This window comes from Pacificimonas aurantium (assembly GCF_020092905.1).
GTDB lineage: Bacteria > Pseudomonadota > Alphaproteobacteria > Sphingomonadales > Sphingomonadaceae > Pacificimonas > Pacificimonas aurantium.
Genome location: NZ_JAGSGB010000001.1, coordinates 1,317,431 through 1,337,546, shown reverse-complemented (window position 1 = coordinate 1,337,546; position 20,116 = coordinate 1,317,431). Strand labels below are relative to the sequence as shown.

The 20,116-nt window shown below is 64.7% G+C and carries 17 protein-coding genes; 7 read left to right on the top strand and 10 right to left on the bottom strand.

The features are described 5' to 3' along the window. Window position 1: 1 nt before the first annotated feature. The 3 genes from KCN53_RS06460 to KCN53_RS06450 form a co-directional block, all read right to left on the bottom strand. Window positions 2–1,534 carry a tetratricopeptide repeat protein gene (locus KCN53_RS06460; RefSeq protein WP_088710908.1) on the bottom strand — a complete coding sequence of 511 codons (1,533 nt, stop codon included), beginning with the start codon at window positions 1,532–1,534 and terminating at the stop codon, window positions 2–4. 111 nt (window positions 1,535–1,645) lie between these two features. After that, the gene (locus tag KCN53_RS06455) at window positions 1,646–3,178 is read right to left on the bottom strand and encodes a tetratricopeptide repeat protein (protein WP_088710909.1); all 1,533 of its coding nucleotides are present in this window, start codon (window positions 3,176–3,178) and stop codon (window positions 1,646–1,648) included. Between the two features lie 72 nt (window positions 3,179–3,250). Then, window positions 3,251–4,597 carry an AmpG family muropeptide MFS transporter gene (locus KCN53_RS06450; protein ID WP_088710910.1) on the bottom strand — a complete coding sequence of 449 codons (1,347 nt, stop codon included), beginning with the start codon at window positions 4,595–4,597 and terminating at the stop codon, window positions 3,251–3,253. 308 nt (window positions 4,598–4,905) lie between these two features. Here KCN53_RS06450 and KCN53_RS06445 point away from each other — a divergent pair, with 308 nt between their 5' ends. Beyond that, the gene (locus KCN53_RS06445; RefSeq protein WP_224199394.1) at window positions 4,906–6,054 is read left to right on the top strand and encodes an aromatic ring-hydroxylating oxygenase subunit alpha; all 1,149 of its coding nucleotides are present in this window, start codon (window positions 4,906–4,908) and stop codon (window positions 6,052–6,054) included. Between the two features lie 30 nt (window positions 6,055–6,084). Here the strand turns inward: KCN53_RS06445 and KCN53_RS06440 are convergent, their stop codons facing one another. Beyond that, complete coding sequence (locus KCN53_RS06440) at window positions 6,085–7,347, bottom strand: DUF389 domain-containing protein (RefSeq protein ID WP_088710911.1); 1,263 nt, start codon at window positions 7,345–7,347, stop codon at window positions 6,085–6,087. Window positions 7,348–7,426: 79 nt separating this feature from the next. On the opposite strand from KCN53_RS06440, the gene KCN53_RS06435 reads away from it, so the two are divergent. Continuing rightward, window positions 7,427–8,623 (top strand): bifunctional alpha/beta hydrolase/OsmC family protein, encoded by a 1,197-nt coding sequence (locus tag KCN53_RS06435; RefSeq protein WP_088713260.1) that lies wholly within the window; start codon window positions 7,427–7,429, stop codon window positions 8,621–8,623. Between the two features lie 27 nt (window positions 8,624–8,650). Here the strand turns inward: KCN53_RS06435 and KCN53_RS06430 are convergent, their stop codons facing one another. The 6 genes from KCN53_RS06430 to KCN53_RS06405 form a co-directional block, all read right to left on the bottom strand. Beyond that, complete coding sequence (locus KCN53_RS06430; RefSeq protein WP_088710912.1) at window positions 8,651–9,433, bottom strand: SDR family NAD(P)-dependent oxidoreductase; 783 nt, start codon at window positions 9,431–9,433, stop codon at window positions 8,651–8,653. Then, window positions 9,430–10,611, bottom strand: a complete 1,182-nt coding sequence (locus KCN53_RS06425) for a zinc-dependent alcohol dehydrogenase (protein ID WP_088710913.1) — start codon at window positions 10,609–10,611, stop codon at window positions 9,430–9,432. The genes KCN53_RS06430 and KCN53_RS06425 overlap by 4 nt, the downstream gene beginning before the upstream one ends. Before the next feature lie 3 nt (window positions 10,612–10,614). After that, window positions 10,615–11,256, bottom strand: a complete 642-nt coding sequence (locus KCN53_RS06420) for an SRPBCC family protein (RefSeq protein WP_088710914.1) — start codon at window positions 11,254–11,256, stop codon at window positions 10,615–10,617. Window positions 11,257–11,413: 157 nt separating this feature from the next. Continuing rightward, entirely contained in the window at window positions 11,414–12,922 is a 1,509-nt protein-coding gene (locus KCN53_RS06415; RefSeq protein WP_088710915.1) for a YifB family Mg chelatase-like AAA ATPase, read from the bottom strand. A gap of 148 nt (window positions 12,923–13,070) precedes the next feature. Beyond that, window positions 13,071–15,443: a TonB-dependent receptor domain-containing protein gene (locus tag KCN53_RS06410; protein ID WP_088710916.1), complete on the bottom strand. Its 2,373-nt coding sequence runs from the start codon at window positions 15,441–15,443 to the stop codon at window positions 13,071–13,073. 517 nt (window positions 15,444–15,960) lie between these two features. Next, the gene (locus KCN53_RS06405) at window positions 15,961–16,779 is read right to left on the bottom strand and encodes a TVP38/TMEM64 family protein (protein ID WP_207790582.1); all 819 of its coding nucleotides are present in this window, start codon (window positions 16,777–16,779) and stop codon (window positions 15,961–15,963) included. Window positions 16,780–16,979: 200 nt separating this feature from the next. On the opposite strand from KCN53_RS06405, the gene rpmH reads away from it, so the two are divergent. Genes rpmH through yihA form a run of 5 tightly spaced genes read left to right on the top strand, consistent with a single transcriptional unit; the run spans window position 16,980 to window position 20,088 of the window. Next, window positions 16,980–17,114 (top strand): 50S ribosomal protein L34, encoded by a 135-nt coding sequence (rpmH, locus tag KCN53_RS06400; protein WP_088713262.1) that lies wholly within the window; start codon window positions 16,980–16,982, stop codon window positions 17,112–17,114. 11 nt (window positions 17,115–17,125) lie between these two features. After that, window positions 17,126–17,449, top strand: coding sequence for a ribonuclease P protein component (rnpA, locus tag KCN53_RS06395; protein WP_088713263.1), 324 nt, complete (start codon window positions 17,126–17,128; stop codon window positions 17,447–17,449). Between the two features lie 10 nt (window positions 17,450–17,459). After that, a complete protein-coding gene (yidD, locus tag KCN53_RS06390) occupies window positions 17,460–17,723 on the top strand; it encodes a membrane protein insertion efficiency factor YidD (RefSeq protein WP_088710917.1) in 264 nt (87 codons plus the stop codon). Then, window positions 17,720–19,429: a membrane protein insertase YidC gene (gene yidC, locus KCN53_RS06385; protein ID WP_088710918.1), complete on the top strand. Its 1,710-nt coding sequence runs from the start codon at window positions 17,720–17,722 to the stop codon at window positions 19,427–19,429. The genes yidD and yidC overlap by 4 nt, the downstream gene beginning before the upstream one ends. After that, entirely contained in the window at window positions 19,426–20,088 is a 663-nt protein-coding gene (gene yihA, locus KCN53_RS06380) for a ribosome biogenesis GTP-binding protein YihA/YsxC (protein ID WP_088710919.1), read from the top strand. Before yidC ends, yihA begins: the two co-directional genes overlap by 4 nt. Window positions 20,089–20,116 lie beyond the last annotated feature (28 nt).

Here is a 20,116-nt window from a genome sequence, read left to right as displayed (position 1 = left end):
CCTACCCGGCGGTGGCTTCCTCGGCCCGCTCGTCCCTATTTTCGCCATCGCCGCCGTCACCGGCCTCGCGGTCATCCTCGCGGCCCTCCACAGCCTCGCCGGACAGGCTGGTGTCCCGGTCGTGGATACGCTGCATCAGTTCGCGAGCCCAGCTGTCGTCGGAAAGATGCGGGTTGTTCGCCACTGGCGCGAGCACCTTCTCGGCCATCTCCCACTCACCGGCGATGGCGTAGGAGACCGCAAGCGTCGTCGAGACCTGCGAGATTTGCGGTCGCAGCTCGCGGGCAAGCAGCATCATATTGCGCTCGTTCTCGCCGCGGTAGGCGTCACCGTCATGGGCGTAGAAATACAGCGTCGGCACATGATCGGGCCGTATCTTGTAGGCACGCGCATATTCGACCCGGGCCCGCTCGTGGTCGGCATCCATATCGGCGCCTTCCTCATGCGCGCGGCGGGAATAGGCGCGGCCCAGATAATAATGATGGTCGGCATTGTCGGGCTCTGCCCGCGCCAAGGCGGTCAGCGCCGGAATGGCGAAGGAGGTCTCGCCGGCGATGGCCTCTGCATAGGCCCGCGTGGTCTGTGCATAGGGATCGTCGTGATCCTCCGCATCGTCGCGAATGATCTCGAGATGCTCCTCGCTGTCCCCAATCGTACAGTCGAGAAGCGCGAAGCGCGGCAGCATGTCGTCCGAGGAGTTCGGATATTCGGTAATCCGGATCCACGACCGGCGAAAGGTGCCCTCTTCGAACTCGATAGTCCGGTAGTTGATGCGGTTGCGGTCCATATATTGGTCGAGCGCCACGTCCAGCTCCTCGGGCGTCTGCCCGAAAGCCTCCTCCCAGGCTGTCACCGGATCGCTACCGCCGGCGACGGCATTCAAATAGAGCTGGAATGTCTGCGTACGGTCCGGGTCGGCATAAACATAGTGGGTCAGCAGCCAGCTCATGGCGTAAAATATGCCCGTCTGGACGGGATGATAGACCCCGCTGAGCACCATCTCCGAAGGCAGCCAGGTTTCATGGAGAAGACTGCGGCCCCGTGGCTTCGTATAGCGCCCGATGCTGACTTCCTGACCATCGAACTCTGCGGTCATGAAATATTCGGCGAAACCTTCGACGAACCACTTCGGATAGGCAGCGGCAAAATGCTGGCTCATGAAGTGATGGGTATATTCGTGAAGCAGGGTCGCCCCGTAAAAGCCGCTGTCCTTGCGCTGGGCGAAGGCACAGACGCCGCCGGGCGACGAGACATACAAGCCTGCGACATTGTCCATGCCCGACGTGCGGCGCATCTCTCCCGAATTGTTCAGCAGCCAAACGTCGAGCTTTGGCACCGACCGCTCCGACGGCACGCCGGTATAGATGCGCAGAAGCTGGTCGAACTGTTCGAGTTGCTGCGCGCGCTCGGAGACACGTTGCTCGCTGCCGCGGCTGTAGACGCGAAACTGTTCGCTTTCCGCCATCACCCACTCGGCGGCCGCAGGACTCGTCGTCATGAGGAGCAGTGCAGCGGAGACTATCGAACGAAACATGAAACTACCCAGTCAACGCCCCCTTCGCGGACAGTCTAACGCGTACCGGCGACGGGGAAACCCGCCTTTGCGCCAATCTCGATCACTGACCGGGATCAGTATCCGGCGAGGTTATCGGGTTTTCATGACTGCGCGGGCGCCGGGCTCCTCTTCGTCGGAACCCTCCTCCGCCCCATGTTCTGCCGGCCCGGTCTCCAGAAACGCCTCGACCGCCGCGACGTCCCGCGCCTCTACGCGCTGCATCAGCTTGCGCGCCCAGCTGTCCTCGGAAAGATGGGGATCGAAAGCCACCGGGGCGAGGACCCGTTCCGCATTGTCCCAGTCCTCGGCGAGAGCGAGCGAGATGGCGAGCGTCGTATTTACGGAGCGGACCTGCGGACGAAGTTGCCGCGCCACTGCCAACATGTTGCGCTCATTCTCCCCCCGATAGGGCTCGCCGTCATGCGCGTAATAATACAGCGTCGGCACATGGTCGGGCCGTAGCTTGTAAGCTCGGGCATATTCGATCCGCGCGAGACGATGATACTCGGCGACATCCTGCCCGTCCTCATGAGCCCGGCGCGAATAGGCTCGGCCGAGATAATAATAATGGTCGGGATTGTCCGGTTCGGCCTGCGTGAGCGTCTGGAGCGCCGGGATGGCCACATCAGTGTCGCCCGCGATAGCCTCGGCATAGGCATGCGTTGCGGTCGCAAAGCGATCATCATAGTCGTCCGCCTTGTCGCGGATGACCCTGAGGTGCTCCTCCGGATCGCCCGACGAGCAGTCGAGCATGGCGAAGCGGGGCAACATGTCGTCGGAGGAGTTGGGATATTCGGTCGTCGGAATATCCGTCAGCAGCACTTCATCGTCGAAGGTCATGCGCCGGTATTTGACGCGGCGGGTCGCAAAATATTCCCGCAGGCGCTTGTCCGCTTCTTCCACACTCTCGCCGAATACGAGCTCCCAGGCCGTGACGGGGTCCTCGCCGGCGGCGACGCTCTCGAGATAGCGCGGAAAGGCGCGGGCCCGGTCAATGTCGCTGTAGATATTGTGCGTCAGCAGCCAGCTCTGGCCGTAGAAGACGCCGGTTGTTTTCCGGGTCAGATTGCCGCGCAGCACGTCCTCAAGTGCCATCCACCCGGTCGTTCCCAGAACCCAGGCCCGGCTTTTCGAGTAGCGGCCAACCTCGATTTCCGGACCGTCGAACTCCGCCGTCATGAAATATTCGGCGAAGCCCTCCACGAACCATTTCGGGTAGGCCACGGGAAAGTGCTGCATCATGAAATGATGGGCATATTCGTGGAAAAGGATTTGTGCGCCGTAATCGCGGCGTGAGCGCAGCGCGAATGCGCAGACTCCGTTTGGCCTGGCCCTGTAGAAGCCGGCGGCATCGTTCATGTCGCTAACGCGGCGCAGCTCCGACACGCCGTTCAACAGCCAGACGTCCAGCTTTGGCGTCTGCTTGTCGAGAGGCACGCCCGTAAAACGCCGTAGCAGCCCGTCGAACCGCTCGAGTTCGGCGGCTCGCTCGGCAAGGATTTCGTCGTTACCGCGGCTATAGACGCGGAAATTGTCGGTTTCCGCTCTCACCCATTCGGCAGTTGCCGGGCTCGCCGCCGCAAACGCGCAGAGCGCCGCCAGTATCGCGGTCTTCCGAATCATACCGCCCCCGATTCGTCCCATCCCCAGAGGAGCTTAGCGCGGGCCGTAAGGAAGGAAACCCGGGCGCCCCTGTCAGTCGGCCTCCCGGTAGGCCGGGACTTCCTCTGCGGGGGGCTCCGTCCCGGCCGTACCGATGGCGGCGTCGACCAGGCCCGTGCGCATCATGATCCCGTAGAGAAGGATGCCGGGAACCGCTGCGGCCGTCGTCAGCAGGTAGAAATTCACATAGCCGATGCTTTCGATCAGCGATCCTGCCGTCGTGCCTGTGAGGGTGCGCCCGACGATACTCGCCGCCGCTGAAATGAGCGCATATTGCGAGGCGGTAAACCGCAGGTCGCAGAGCGCCGAGAAATAGGCGACGACGGCGACCCCGCCGAACCCGCTCGCGAAATTCTCGAAACCGATGGCGGCCGCCATGCCGAGATTGCTGTGCCCGGTGGCTGCCAGCGCCGCGAAGCTGAAATTGCTGACCGCCATCAGGATAAGGCTGATCATCACCGACCATTTCATGCCGAGGCGCTCGTACAGCCAGCCGCCCACGAACACACCGACAAGGAGCGCCCAGAATCCGACCCCGACATCGTAGAAGGCGATCTCGTCATTGGTGAAACCGAGATCGTCGAAGAGCAGGCGAAAGGTGAGGTTCGCCAGCGTGTCGCCGATCTTGTGAACGAGGATGAACAGGAGGACGAGGAATGCGCCCTGACGCCGTAAAAACTCGGCAAAGGGGCCGAGGACCGACTGGACCGCCGCTCGCACGCCCTTCCGCTCGGCCGGTTCGCGGTGGCGCGCCGGCTCCCCCATGACGAGCGCGGCGATCATGGCGGGAAGCGCGAACAGCGCGCAGACGATATAGGCCAGGGTCCATCCCGCCTCGTCGGCAACGACGAGCGCGGTCCCTGCCGCCGCCGCAGCGCCGATCCGCCAGCCATATTGGCTCATCCCCGCACCGACCCCGAGCTGGCGCGGCTTCAGAAGTTCGATGCGATAGCCGTCGATCACGATGTCGTAGGTCGCCCCGGCAACCGCGACCAGGATCGCGGCCCAGGCGGTGTAGACGATGTCATCGGCAGGCTGCGCGATGCCGAGGTTGACGATGGCAGCTACCACGAGGCAGCCGGCCACCAGCATCCAGGAGACGCGCTGCCCCAGGCGGCCCAATAGGGGCAGGCGGACGCTGTCGATGATCCACGCCCAGGCCCATTTCAGATTGTAGGCGAGAAAGGCGAGCGCGAAGAGCGTGACGGTCGACTTCTCGATACCGTCCTGCGCCAGACGGGTCGTCAGCGTCGCGGCGATCATGGCGAACGGCGCGCCGGACGAAATGCCGACGGCCAGCGCCGCCAGCGGCGCCGGTTCCAGATAGGCACGAATGCCGGTCGGGTGGGCTGGTGCCTCGCTTGCCAAATTCGTCTCCATCTAAAGCGCGTTGCAGGCCAACGGACAGCCCGGCGCATCGCTCCGTCCACCCATGGTGAAGGTCACAGTAGGTCACACCTCAATGCGGGCGCGGTATCGGGCGAGATCCGGGGAAAATGTGGGCGAAGCACGGACGCGAACATAGGCCGCGACCGTTCCCGACATCGCCCTATTTTGCAAGTGCCGCGAAGAGGTGCGTGCACTCCCGCGGAAAATTCCCAACATCGGCTGCATTCGCCCCCCTTCATTCGCATAGGGCAGGTGCCCTCGCCGTGATGGTTCCGTTCCGGTATAAAGCGGTCATGGACATGCCCGCGCCCAAGCGACGGCCGACAAACGGCCAGCTCGCGCTCGCCCGCCGCATCAAGAGCGGCGAAAGCCTCGCCATGCCGAAGGCCGCTACCCTGGACGCCTCGATCTACATCGACGATGCCCGGTTCTGCCGCGAACGGGAAACCCTGTTCGAGAGCATGCCGGTTCTGGTCGCCCCCTCCGCGCTGCTGCCCGAGCCGAACAGCGCAGCGACCCATGACGACTATGGCGTGCCGCTGCTGCTGACCCGCGACAAGGGCGGAAAGCTGCGCATTTTCCTGAACATCTGCCGGCATCGCGGTACGCGCCTGCTGGATGCGGAGGAGGTGGTGAAGGCGCCGCGTATCGTTTGCCCCTATCACGCCTGGACCTATGCGCCGGACGGGGCGCTTGCCGGCCTGCCGCGCCCGGAAGCCTTCGAGGGCGTCGACCGCTGCGACCTCGCCCTCATCGAAATGCCGAGCGCCGAAGCCGGCGGCATGATCTGGGCCGGCCTCGACCGTCAAAAGGACTATGACTTCAGCTTGGTCACTGGCCCCTTGCGCCAGGATTTCGAGGCGCTGGGCTTTGCCGACATGCACCTCTACCGCCGCCGCACCCACAAGGTCGAAGGCAATTGGAAGCTGATCATGGACGCCTTTCTGGAAAGCTATCACGTCCAGCGGCTTCACCAGAACTCGATCGCGCGCTTTTTCGGCGACGGCGAAGGCGCGGGCGACCAGATCGGTCCGCACCAGCGCTCGCTGGTCACGCGCAAGGCCGAGGGCGAGGAGTTCGACCTGGAGGACTGGGACGTGCTGCGCCGCCTCGGCACCTTCACCTACCAGATGCTGCCGGCGTCCGTGATCATCTGCTCGCCCGACTATGTGAACGTCATGACGATCATGCCGCAAACGGTGCGCGAAACGCTGGTCGAGGACTTCATGCTGATCCCTGAGCCGCCCGCGACGGACAAGGCGGAGGATCATTGGGCGCGCAGCTGGGCGCTGCTGGACGGCCAGGTGTTCGGCAAGGAAGATTTCGGCGCCTGCCGCCTGGGTCAGAAGGGTCTCGATTCCGGAGAGGTCGGCACAATCGTCCTCGGCGGTCTGGAACAGGGCGTGAAGCGGTTCCACGACGAAGTGGACCGCCAGATCGGCGCCTGACCGGACCGGCCCGCCAGCGCCCCTGGCCGACTAGCCGGAGGGTGTGAGAACGGTCAGGTCGACCAGCGGCGTCACGTCATATTCGTCGCCGATCCTGCGCTGCACGGCCCGCGCCAGCGCCTCCTTTTGCGTTTCGGTGGCGCTGCCCTGCAAATAGGCGGTAATCAGCACGGTGGACTGGTCCGATATGTCGGCGCGGGTGAAGTCGGCATTCGCCTGAACCAGGATCAGCTCCCCGCTTTCCTCGTCAAGCGTCTGCCGCACGTCGGCGGTAATGCGCTGCGCCAGCGAGGAACGCTCAAGCTCCGGCGAGACCGAAAATTGCAGATAAAGAAGACCCGCGAACACAAGGCCCGTCGCGCCCAGCGAAATCCAGCTGGCAACGGGCTTGCCGCGCGCAAATCGGGCGCCGTCGGAATTGAGACCGTAAAGCCTGAGGACCGCAAAGCCGGCGAGGTTGATGCCCGCAATCTGCAGGACCAACACCCAGGCGCTCGAGCGCACGATGTCCCATTCGCCGATGGCTAGTCCCATACCGACAAGACCGGTCGGCGGGGCCAGCGACGCAGCGATAAGCATGCCGGTGGCCGCGCCGCTGACGAGGCTGGAGCGCTCCGACTGGGCAAGGTTGAGTGCGCCCGCCGCGCCCGCCACGACGGGCAGGATGAAGGAAACCGCCGAGCGCATGCTGGTATCGACCATCAGACCTGTCGCGATCTCTTGGCGGAAGATCAGGCTGAGCAGGAAGCAGACGGCGATGCTGACCGCCAGCGCCGCCACGTATCGCGCCAGAGAGCGGCGCAGCAGGCGCACATCGCCGCGCGCCGTTCCCAGCGCCATCGTCATTGCAGGCCCGGCAAAGGGCGCGATCAGCATGGCCGCGACGAGTAGATAAACCACCTCCGTGTAGAGGCCGACCCAGACGATGACCCCGCCCGCCGCGGCGTAGCCGAGAAACCCCTTCCATGAGCCGATGCTTTGCAGGCCGCCCAGAAACACCTCGATCGGACTGAGCGGCTGTACATCGGTGACCTGGTCCTCCGCCTCGTCGTCCGGTGGCCGCAGCGCGATCACGCCCTGAGGTTCGAAATTGACGTGGAGGTCCCTGATCGACTCCAGGTCGGCCAGCAGCCCCTCGATACACGCATTGGGCACGTTGAGGACGATCAGCTTCATAGGCGCCCCGCCCCGCTCTGCGTCGACTTCCGCAAAGCGGCGGGCATCGTGCCGGTCGGCGGCGGCGACGGCCTCCCCCGCATAGCGCGGCGGTACGGCGAGGATCATCTGGCGCATGAAGCGGCTCCGGCCCTTGGTAAGGTCACATCGAGGGGCTACGAAAGCGGCTGGGGCAGGCGGCGGCAAGGAACATATGATGGCGACCGAACGAATCGAGTTCGAAAATGCCGACGGGGTCAAACTCGCCGGAGCGCTGGAACTCCCGCCGGGGCGCGTGCGCGGGGCCGCCCTGTTCGCGCATTGCTTCACCTGTACAAAGCAGAGCCGCGCGGCGACGCGCATCACCCGCGCGCTCGCCCGCATCGGGATCGCCACCCTGCGGTTCGACTTTACCGGCCTGGGCGGATCCGACGGCGATTTCGCGAATGGCGGGTTCGCCAGCGACGTCGCGGATGTCGTCAGCGCGGCGGGCTATCTGGAACGACGCTTCGGCGACGGGGTACTGCTGGTCGGCCATAGCCTGGGCGGCGCGGCCGTGCTTGCCGCCGCTCATCATGTCCCGCGCGTGCACGCCGTGGCGACCATCGGCGCGCCCTCCGACGTGCCGCATGTGCTGGAGCAGTTTCGCGGCGACCTCGAAGCCATCGAGCGCGACGGGGAAGGCGAGGTCGAGATTGCCGGCCGGCCGTTCCGCGTCGGCCGCAAGTTCATCCAGAGCGTGCGCGGCGCCGACGTGCTGTCGGCGGTCGGCTCGCTGAAGATGCCCCTCCTCATCATGCATTCGCCCGTCGACGAGGTGGTCGGCGTCGACCATGCCCGGCAATTGTACGAGGCTGCGTTTCACCCGAAGAGCTTCGTCAGCCTGGACGATGCCGATCATCTGATGGTGAAAGATCGCGATGCGCACTACGCCGCCGGGGTGATCGCGGCGTGGGCCGAACGCTACCTGCCCGAGGCGGCGATCGAAGCACCGGACGAAGGCGTGCTCGTCGAAATGGGCCACGGGAAGTTCGGCACGCAGGTCTATGCCGGATCGCATGCCTTCGTGGCGGACGAGCCGAAAAAGGTGGGCGGTGAGGATTTGGGGCCGACCCCTTACGACCTGCTTCTCTCCGCGCTGGGTACCTGCACGGTGATGACGATGAAGATGTATGCCGACCGGAAGGGCTATGACGTTACCGCGCTGTCGGTTCAGCTGACGCATGACAGCCACCACGAAGAGGACTGCGAGCATATCCTCAACGACAAGGACGCGCAGATTCAGGCGATCTGGAAGACGATCAAGGTCGACGGCGACCTGAGCGACGAGGAACGCGAGAAAATCGTCGCCATTGCGGAAAAATGCCCGGTCAACCGCACGCTGACCGGGCATCTCCATATCCATTCGCGCTGAACGCCGCGCCGCAGCGAACAAGCCAGCCTAGCCGAAGCCCTTCATCAGGATGCGGTGCAGTTCCGCATTCACCTTGTCGGGCAGCGCGCCCGCAAAGGCATGCTGGACGACGTTCATCGGATTGCCGCCGACGACCCCGGCCTTTCCGGCGAGCATTGCCTTCCAGCCGTCTTTCGCCACCGTTTCGGGGTCATCCTTCAACGAGGTGGAGGCCGCTTCGGTATTTTCCATGTTGGCGCGGTCGAAAAAGCCGGTGTCGGTCAGGCCCGGCATCAGGACCGTTATCGTGACCCCGCTATCCTTCAGCTCGTTGCGCACGGCGTAGGCCAGGCTGTCGATGAAGGCCTTCGACGCATTGTAGACGGCATTGAAGGGACCGGGAATGCGGTCGACGATCGACCCGGTGACGAGGATCCGCCCCTCGCCCCGGCTGCGCATATGCCGGCCGATATCGTAAATCAGGCGGGCGGTCCCCGTACAGTTCAGATCGATGACGTCCTTGGCGTCATGAAACTCCTGGTCGAGGAACGTCTCGCCGCCCTTGCCCAGACCGGCATTTGCGCAGAACACGTCCACCGGGCGGTCCGAAAGCGCGGAAAGAAGTGTCTCCACACCGCTTTCGGTACCGAGGTCGGCGCGCACGGCCTTTGCCGAGACGCCGAAGACTTCGAGTTCGCTCGCGCGGTCCTCGAGTTCCTCCCCACGCGCATTCACGATCAGGTCGTACCCGTCGCTTGCGGCGCATTTGGCAAGTTCCCACCCGATGCCGCTCGTAGCACCGGTGACGACGGCGAGTTTGCGCTCGCTCATGCGGACATTCCCGGCTTCAGGACGACCTTCGTCCATTCATTCTGGTTGTTGCGGAAATTTTCGTAGCCGGTCGGCGCCTGCTCGAGCGGCAGGCGGTGCGAGATCAACCAGGTCGTGTCGATCTCGCCCTCCTGAATTTTTTCCAGAAGCGGCTTCAGGTAGCGCTGTACATGCGTCTGACCGGTCTTCAGGGTCAGGCCCTTCTCCATGAAGGCGCCGAGCGGGAACTTGTCGACCATCCCGCCATAGACGCCAGGCATGGAGACCCGGCCGCCCTTGCGCACGGAGAGGATCGCCTGCTTCAGAGCGGCGGCGCGGTCGGCGCCGATGCCTACCGTCTGCTTCACGCTGTCGAGCACATTGTCGACGGCAAAGCCGTGCGCTTCCATGCCCACCGCGTCGATCACCGCGTCGGGCCCGATGCCGCCGGTCATGTCCATCAGCGCGTCGCGCACGTCGGTGCGGCGAAAGTCGATGACTTCCGCGCCCTGCTGCTTTGCCAGCTCCAGGCGGTGCGGATGGTGGTCGATGGCGATGACGCGGCCCGCGCCCATCAGGCGGGCGGACTGGACGGCGAACAGGCCGACCGGCCCGCAGCCCCAGACGGCGACGATGTCGCCCTCTTCGATCTCGGCGTTCTCCGCACCCATCCATCCCGTCGGAAGAATGTCCGACAGGAACAGCACCTGATCGTCCTCGAGCCCGTCCGGAATGACGATCGGGCCGACGTTCGAAAACGGAATGCGGGCATATTCGGCCTGACCGCCGGAATAGCCGCCGGTCATGTGCGAATAGCCGAACAGTGCGGACATGGCGTGGCCGTAAAGCTTTTCCGACATGTCCTGCTTGTCGGCGGGATTGGTGTTGTCGCAGGCGGAATATTGCGTCTTGCGGCAGAAGTAACAGTCGCCGCAGGAGATGGTGAAGGGCACGACGACGCGCTGCCCCTTCTGAAGCGTGGATTCGGGGCCGGTCTCGACCACCTCGCCCATCATCTCATGACCGACGATGTCGCCTGGCATCATGCCGGGGATCACGCCGTCGTAAAGGTGAAGGTCGGACCCGCAAATCGCGGTCGAGGTGACCTTGATGACGGCGTCCTTCGGATTGATGATTTCGGGGTCGGGAACGGTGTCCACGCGCATGTCGTGGGTTCCGTGCCAAGCTACTGCGCGCATTTATTATTCTCCCGTCGTCCGGCTGTGCGCGGAAGTCGCGATCTCGCCGGTTTCCATAAGCATCTTGAATCGTTTCAGGTCGTGGCGAGCCTGGATCTTCGGCTCTTTCAGGAAGGCCTTCGCCAACAGCCGCCCGATCTCGCCGCCCGGCGCCTTGTAGGCGATGACCAGCTGCACCTTCGTGCCGCGATCACCGACAGCGTCCTCGAATTCCACGCGTCCTTCGGTGTCGATGTCCGAACCCTCGACAGATCGCCAGGCAATCAGCGAGTCGGCTTCGTCCTTGACGATTTCCGTCTCGACTTCGACCGAGCGGCCGCCCGGGGCGGATATCGTCCAGACCGCGCGGCCGTCCTTGCCCGTAGGCTGGATCGACGTGACATTCTGCATGACCGTGGGAAGGTTCTGGAAATCCTTCCAGAAGGCATAGAGTTCATGCCGCGGCCGGTTGATCGTGACCGCGCGGCCGACAACGTCGTATTTCCCGAACCTGTCGGAATGCGTTGTCCAGCCCGGCGCCGAATCATGCGGCCGGTCGCGCCGTGCGTTGCGCAGCGCCGCCGAGCCGCCAATCGCCGCCGCCGCGGCGACCGCCCCGATGGCGGGCAGCCCTATCCAGAGTTTCTTTCTGGTATCGTCGTCCATCGTTTGCGCTCCCTGTCGTCTGGATGACCGGGGCGCGTTCGGACCGCGCCGCGGCGTTTCCCAGTCAACAGGGCGGGCAGCCCGCAGGTTCCCGTGACATTTTTACCTGAAACCAACGGGTTAATTTATGTTGTCAGAAGGCTTTTGCGCTCTGGTGCTAGGCCACCGGCGCACGGCGCCGATAGCTGAGTGCCTCGGCAATATGGGCGCGCGATACGCGGTCGGCAGCGGACAAATCGGCGATCGTGCGCGCCACCTTCAGCACGCGGTGGTAGGACCGGGCCGTCAGCTTCATGGCCTCCGCCGCCTGCCGCAACAATTCCGCGCCCGCCTCCTCGGGAGTCGCGGCGTCGCTGAGCACGTCTCCGTCCGCTTCGGCGTTGGTGCGGGCCGCAACTTCGGCGTAGCGCTGCGTCTGGCGCGCCCGCGCCTCGGCGACCCGGGCTGCGACGTCTGCCGACCCTTCGGCAGGCGGCGGCATGGCGAGGTCGGCGGCAGAAACGGGCTCGACCTCCACATGCAGATCGATCCGGTCGAGCAGCGGACCGGACAGCTTCGCCTGATAGTCGGCAGCGCAGCGCGGCGCGCGCGCGCAGGCGAGAGCGGGATCGCCCAGATGTCCGCAGCGGCACGGGTTCATCGCCGCGATCAGCTGGACCCGTGCGGGGTAGGTGACGTGAAGCGCCGCACGCGCCACGGACACCTCGCCCGTTTCCAGGGGCTGGCGCAGGCTGTCGAGCACCCGCCGGTCGAACTCGGGCAGTTCATCCAGGAAGAGTACGCCGAGATGGGCAAGACTGACCTCTCCCGGTTTGGCCTTCTGCCCGCCGCCGACGAGAGCGGGCATCGAGGCGGAATGATGCGGGGCGCGGTAGGGACGCTGGCGGATAAGCCGCCCGGCCTCCAGCGTCCCCGCAACCGATGCCACCATCGAGACTTCGAGCGCCTCCTGCGGCGCCAATTCGGGCAGGATCCCCGGCAGGGTGGAGGCGAGCAGCGACTTGCCCGCCCCCGGCGGACCCGACATGAGCAGGTTGTGTCCCCCGGCCGCGGCGATTTCGAGCGCTCGTTTCGCGGTTTCCTGCCCCTTGACTGCTTTCAGATCCGGGACCGGCGGTGCGTCCGCGGCCGCCGCACGTTCCGGCGGCGACAGAAGCTGCGTTCCCTTGAAATGATTCAGCAGTTCCAGAAGGCCGGGCGCCGCCAGCACGTCGATGCGACCCGCCCATGCCGCTTCCCCGCCCTGCGGCGCGGGACAGATCAGGCCGAGGTCGCTGGCGGAGGCATGGAGCGCCGCGAGCAGCACGCCGGGAACGTTGGCGACGCGTCCGTCGAGCGAAAGCTCGCCGACGATCAGATATTCCGCCAGCTGCTCGGCATCGACGATGCCCATTGCCGCGAGAAGACCAAGCGCGATGGGAAGGTCGTAATGCGATCCCTCCTTTGGCAAGTCGGCGGGGGAAAGGTTCACGGTGATGCGCTGGAACGGCAGGGCAAGACCGATACCGGAAAGCGCGGCGCGCACGCGCTCCTGCGATTCCGCCACCGCCTTGTCGGCCAGCCCGACGATGGTGAATTTCGAACTTCCCTTCGCGATCTGGACCTGCACGTCGACGGTGCGCGCTTCCAGTCCCAGAAACGCCACCGTCGTCACATGCGAAACCATGCCCGCCCCCTATCTTCCGGCCCCGGTTGAAAGGGTTAGCGGGGATGGACGGCTTGTCCACCGGCGAAACGGTCGGCGGACGCCACGCGGACGGGCCATCCCTGGAAAAAGGGAGAGAGCCCGCCCGTTCGGATCACTCCTCCCCGGTTCAGAAATCCATGCTGAGGGTGAACACCACCGTGCGCGGCGCACCGATCCACGCACCGTTTCCGGAAATGCCGCCGAGATAGTCCTCGTCGAAGAGATTGTTGACGACAAGATCGGCGGAGATGCCTGTCAGCACCTCGCTGATCCCCTCGCCCCGTACACCCAGGTAAACGTCGGTGATCACATATGAGTCGGCGGCCCAGTCATTGGCGAAGGTCACGTACCGGTCGCCGGTGTATTTTACCGATAGGCCGGCATTGTAAGGGCCGTCGAGCCAGTCCAGCGAGCCGCTGAACAGATGGTCGGCGACGCCGACGACCCGGTTGCCGGGCGTGATGCCAAGCGCGCCGTCCACCGCGGCATCGCCGGTACCGATATAGGTCGCATCGACATAGGAATATGAGACGAATGCCGAGATCGTGCTGCTCACCGGCGCCTCCAGCGAGACCTCGATCCCCTCGCTGTCGATGCCGCCGGCGTTGAAGTAAGTGCCGTTGGTGCCAATCAGATAGTCCGGCCCGGCATCGGTGTTGTTGTCGAGGAAGATGATGCGGTTCTCGAAGTCATTGGTGAAGTAGGTCACCGACCCGGAAAAGAACGGCCCGCCGTAGCGCAGACCGGCCTCTATGTTCTCCGACGTTTCCGGCTCAAGGTTGCTGAGGTCGGAATCGGGGCGCTCGAGGATTTCGTCACCCAGCGCCTTGAAGTTCTCGGCATAGCCCGCGAACAGCGACAGGCCGTCCACCGGAGTGTCGTACACCGCGCCAAGCGACAATAGCAGGTCGGAGTCGGAATCGATCTCCGCGTCGGAGGTCAGGCCGAACAGGTCTTTCCGCGACACATCGACCAGGAACTGCTTCACCCCAACCGACAGGCTGAGACCGGCGAATTCGCCGCTCGCCTCCGCATAATAGCGGAACGTGCTGGCCGGATATTCGCGGTCATACTGCGTCCAGTAGGGCGTCTCGTCGAATTCGTAGCCGACACGTGCGTCGGTGATCTTGTGCCAGTCGCGATGTTCGGAGCGGGTACCGTCCTCATACCAGATTCCGCCGCGCAGGCCGGCCCCGAAGTCGCCGAAGTCTCGGTTCCAGGCGGCATCTGCCGTCACACCGTAACGGTCGCGCTTGTAATGGGTGTGACGGTAGGATTGCACGGGAATCACGCCAGCAGGATAGCATGCCGCGTCATATTGCGCCCCGCCGCCGCCATAGGGGAAGGTGATCGAGGAGACGCAGTCGGGGTCCGGTGTCAGGGCGACGCCATTCGCATCTACGAAAAAGATCTGTCCCAGTAACGGCGTGCCGAAATAGGAGCCGCCCGCCAATTCGCTGTGCGGTGCCCCGTCACCGTCGTCGAACGTGTCGACGATATAGGGCGGCACCCAGTCGCCGCGGCCGAAATTGCGATGATAATAGGCGCCGCCGGTCAGATCGACATCGCCGAGGCCGGCATCCGCCTTCAGATAGGTGAAGAAGTTCTCGCGCAGCGTCGACCAGCCGCGGCGATAGACCTGGTCGACATAGGGATTGCCGACCCACTCGTCGATCAGCCGGTCCCATTCGGGATTCTCCTGATACTCCGCTTCGGAGAACAGGCGCTGATAATTGTCCTCATGCGTGTCGTCGTAGGAGATGTAGCCGGTCAGCGTGACGGGATCGGCGTCCGCGATGAACTTCGCGGCGATGTGGTCGCGCTCATTCTCGGCCGCGCCGTTGATCCAGTCGGTTGCCTTCTGATGAGACAGCGAGACCCAGGCGCGCACCAGGTCATCCGCAAGCGCCCCGGTATCGTAGCGAACATAGTAGCGCTGCGCCTCGAATTCGCCGAGCGAGACGGAGGCGCGCAGGCGGCGGTCGTCGAGCGGGTCGTCGGTGAGGAAGTTCACCGTTCCGCCAAGTGCCTCGTTGGAGCGCGACGCAATGTCCGCCGTGCCCTGCGACACCTCGATTCCGCCGATATTCGCCGAATCGATATAGCGGTTCGCCTTCGAGCCGCCGCCATAGTTGGAGCCGCCATTGGGCAGGCCGTCGATGGTGATGCCGATCTGCTGGTCGGCCAGAGAGGTCTGAAAGCCGCGAATGGTAATCGTCGTCGACCAGTCGTCGAAACCGAAGGTGTCCCCTTCCTGGATCGAAATGCCCGGCAGGTTGTCGATGAGGGCCAGCGGACTGGTGAGCGGCGTCTGCTGCGCCTTCATCGCATCGGTCACGAGCGATTGATTGAAGGCCGTGTCGGCGGTGACGACGATGACCTCGTCGGAAACGGTGGCGAGTTGGTCGGCTGCCCCCTCCCGTGCCCATGTCGGCGCGGAGACGAGCAGTGCGGTTGCCAGGGCGCAGGTCGCAGCGCCCAGCGGAGAGATAACGGTCATTCCAAAGTCCCCCAATTTCGCTTGAGGCACACCGACCCTCGGACGTGCGGATCGTTTGTGCGCTGCGGCATCTGGCGACGTTCGGTGACAGGAGGGTTGAGCGGATTTTGCGTTCAGGTGAAGTTTTCAAAACCGTTCAATGACGGTTCACCGCGACCTCGCCAAAGCCCTGGTGGACCGTGGGCGTGGCAAACGGGCATCGCCCGCGCGGGAACTTCGCGCCGCCCCCCTTGAAAACCGGGCGGCCCACCCGATGATGGTGGGGAAAATACAAGACGGGAGACCAAGCACCTTGGGCGGAAAAGCGGCATGGCGGCGCTGGAGCGAGTTGATCGCCGGTATTGCCCTGATGATCCTCGCGCCGGTGGTCCTTGGTCCCACGGCCCCCGGCCCCGCCGGCCTTCTGGGTTTCGCCCTCGGCCTTGCCCTCGTTCTCAGAAATTCGCGCTGGGCGAAGCGCCGCTATGTGCGCTTCAAGCGGCGGTGGCCGCGCGCTGGCCGCCTTACCGACCGGGGACTACGCCGTCCCGCCCGCGGCATCGCCTCTCCGCCCCCGAAGACGGCGCACGACGACGGGGACCAGCGCGAGAACCGCGAGGCCGATCACGGGAATGAGTATTGCCGGGTCGGTCAGAACGCCTGAGAGCCGAAGGTCCTCGCCGCGCGCGATGATCGCACCTGCGCCGTTGCCGATCGAGGCGTAGACGAACGTCCCCGGCATGATCCCGAAAAAGGTCGCCAGCGCGTAAGGCAGCAGGCGCATGCCGAACAGGCCGGCGGCGATGTTGATGAGGAAGAAGGGGAAGGCGGGCACGAGCCGCAGGAAGAGGAGGTAGTTGAAGGCGTCCTTCTCGAACCCGGCGCGCAGTTTTCGCACGCGCGGCCCCGCCTTTTCCCGCAGCATGTCCGCAAAGGCGGTACGCGCAGCGAGGAAGATCACGACGGCACCGGCGGTTGCGCCCACGACGGTGAGCGCGCCCCCGAGAACCGTGCCGAACAGGAGGCCCCCGGCGATGGTAAGGGCGCCCGCGCCCGGTACGCTGATGGCGACGACAAGCAGGTAGAGAAGCGCATAGCCCGCCGCGGCAAGGAACAGGTTATCGGCGACGAAGCTGCGCAGCTCCTGATAGCGATCGGCAAGATAGTCAAGGCTGAGATAGTCGCCGCCGCCAAGAAGGAAGAAGGCGGCGAGGCCGAGGGCGAGAAGCGCAAGCGGCAGATAGCGGCGCACCCCGCCCCCGCCCCCGCCCCCATCCGAGGGAGGCTCGGGCGGCTGGACGGAAGAACCGTCGGCCGGCATTTTGGCGCCGCGCGGATTGCGGGAGGTCTCTGTCATGGGCATGCTTTCGGCCTAGAGGCCCTTCCCGTTACCGAATATTGACAGAATAGCGAGCGGAGCCTATGTGCCGCAGCGAACGTGGCCGCTCGGCCCGCGCGCTCGACTAGGCGATGCCCTCTCGTGGAAGGCGTATGTCCCCCGGCGCGCAGGACCAAGGCGGCCTTTATTATTTCGCACGTTTTCGCAGGTGATGTCCGATGAAGCGCACGTTTCAGCCCTCCAATCTCGTCCGCAAGCGGCGGCACGGTTTCCGCGCCCGCATGGCCACGAAGTCGGGGCGGCAGGTGCTGGCGCGTCGCCGTGCGCGCGGCCGCAAGAAGCTGTCCGCGTAACACTCGACCGGCTGAGGAAGCGGCGTGACTTCCTCGCCGCGAACAGAGGCGCGCGGGCTCCGACACAGGGCTTCGTCCTGCTGATGCGGGCGCGCCGCGATGATTCGGATGTCGTCCGGGTCGGCTTCACGGTCACCAAGAAGATCGGCAATGCGGTCGTCCGCAACAAGCTGAAGCGGAGGCTCCGTGCCCTCAGCGCGGCTATCCTGCCGGACCGCGCCCCGCCTGGTACCGACATCGTCCTGATCGGCCGCAATGGCGCGCTGACACGCAGCTTCGCCGATATGGAACGGGACCTGGCAAAGGCCGTGGGCCGCGCCGCGAAGTCCCTGTGACACGGTCGCCGTGAAGCGCGCGCTCCTTCTGCTGGTCAGGGTCTGGCAACGGGCCCTCTCCCCTCTGTTCGGCCCCACCTGCCGCTTTCAGCCGACCTGTTCACATTACGCCGCGGAAGCCATAGAGAGGCACGGCGCAGGAAAAGGAGGGCTGCTCGCTCTCCGGCGTCTCTTGCGCTGCCATCCACTAGGACCATCTGGATACGACCCGGTACCGCCGGCCCGCAAGGGATCGAAGCGGCATAGCGGAAAAGAGAACGGGGACCTCGCTTGAACAACGATACCAGGAACCTCATTCTCGCCATGGTCCTGTCCATGGCGGTTCTGTTCGGATGGGGCTTCATCAGCGAAGAATTCTTTCCGACCAGCCGCGAACCGGCGACGGAATTCGTGGACGGCGAACAGGTCGTCCTGCCCGACGACGATGCGGGTCCCGTTTCGATCACGCCGACCGCCATCCGCGACCGGGCTGACGTGCTTACGGACAGCCCGCGCGTCCTGATCGACACGCCGGCACTCGAAGGCTCGATCAACCTGACGGGCGCACGCCTCGACGACCTGCTGCTGCGCCGCCATCACGAGACGCTCGAAGCCGACACCGATATTCGCCTGTTTTCGCCGAGCGGCGCGCAGGACGCTTATTTCGCGCAGTTCGGCTGGACCGGCGACGGCGACCTGCCGGGACCGACGACGCGCTGGCAGGCGAGCGGCGAGCGCCTGACTCCGGACAGTCCGGTCACGCTCAGCTGGACGAACGATGCCGGCATGCGCTTCCTGATCGAACTCTCTGTCGATGAGGACTACCTGTTCACCGTCCGGCAGCGGATCGAGAACCGTGGCAGTTCAGCGGTCATTGCGCGCCCCTATGGTCAGATCGCGCGCGACGGCACCGGCCCCAACGAGGACACCTGGACGGCCCATGTGGGGCCCGTTTCCTCCGGTCCCGACGGTCTCGACTACGATCTCGGCTATGACGACCTGGAGGGGCGCGAAGAGGTCGCCGCCGACGGCGGCTGGCTGGGCTTTACCGACACATACTGGCTGTCCGCGCTGATTGCGGGCGACGGCGAGCCCGTGCGCGCAGCTTTCCGTACGGGCGGCGGCAGCGACCGCTACGAAGCGACGATGCAGGGCGACCCGCTCGCCGTGGGTCCGAACCGTGCGGCAAGCAGCGAATTCCGCCTGTTCGCCGGTGCAAAGGAAGTCGAGGTGCTCGAGCGCTACGATGACTACCTTGGCATTCCGCGTATGGAGGGCGCCATCGATTGGGGCTGGTTCGGCTTCATCGCAAAGCCGATCTATCACCTGCTGGCCTGGCTGTTCGGACTGGTGGGCAACTTCGGTGTCGCCATCATCATTCTCGTGGTGCTGATCCGGATCGTCCTGTTCCCGATCGCGCACAAGCAATATGAAAGCATGGCGAAGATGCGCCGCGTGCAGCCGAAGATGAAGGCGCTGCAGGAACGCTACAAGGACGACAAGCCCAAGCTGCAACAGGAGATGATGCAACTGTACAAGACGGAGAAGGTGAACCCCCTGGGCGGCTGCCTGCCGATCTTCCTGCAGATTCCGATCTTCTACGCGCTCTACAAGACGCTGCTGCTGGCCATCGACGTCCGGCACGAACCGTTCGCGCTCTGGATCCGGGACCTGTCCGCGCCCGACCCGCTGACGCCGGTCAACCTGTTCGGCTTCCTGCCCTTCGACCCGCCCGGCTTCCTGGCCATTGGCGTGCTGCCGATCCTCCTCGGCATCTCGATGTGGCTGATGATGCGCCTGAACCCGACGCCCATGGACGACATCCAGAAGAAGATATTCGGCATCATGCCTTGGATCTTCATGTTCATCATGGCGCCCTTCGCGGCCGGGCTGCAGCTTTACTGGACGATCAACAACATCATCTCGATCGGCCAGCAGTGGATGCTCCTGAAGAAATATCCGCGCGAGGAACCGCCCGCAGAGCCCGCGAAGGCGAAGTGAACGGCGCCGCGCCTTCAGGCTCGGGAACGGGCGCAGGGGCGGAGCGCTATGCCCGCGACCTGTTCAAGTCCGGCGCGGCCTTCGCGAAGTCGGTCAGTGCTCTCGACCAGCTACCCGCCGACGACGTTCCGGAAATCGCCTTTGCCGGCCGGTCGAACGTCGGAAAATCGTCGCTGCTGAACGCCCTTTGCGGACAGCATGGGCTGGCCAGAACTTCGAACACGCCGGGGCGCACCCAGCTTCTGAACCTCTTTCCGATCGGCGAACCGCCCGAGCTTCGGTTGGTGGACATGCCCGGCTACGGCTTCGCGAAGGCTCCCAAGCAGGTCGTCGAGGGCTGGAAGCGGCTGGTCTTCGATTATCTGCGAGGCCGCGCCACCCTGCGCCGCGTCATGCTGCTGATCGACGTGCGCCGCGGCATCAAGGATGTAGACCTCGAGGTGATGGAACTGCTCGACGAGGCAGCTGTCACCTATCAGGTGGCGCTGACGAAAGCCGACAAGGTGAAGCCGACGGGCGCCGCATTCGTGCAGAAGGAGGCGCTCGCTGCGCTTTCGAAACGGCCGGCGGCGTTCCCCGAAGTTCTGGTCTCCAGCGCCGAGAAGAACGAGGGCATCGACCAGATGCGGCTGACCATTCTGGACGCCGCGCGAAGCTGACACCCCCTCGACGGCGCCAGCCGCGCAG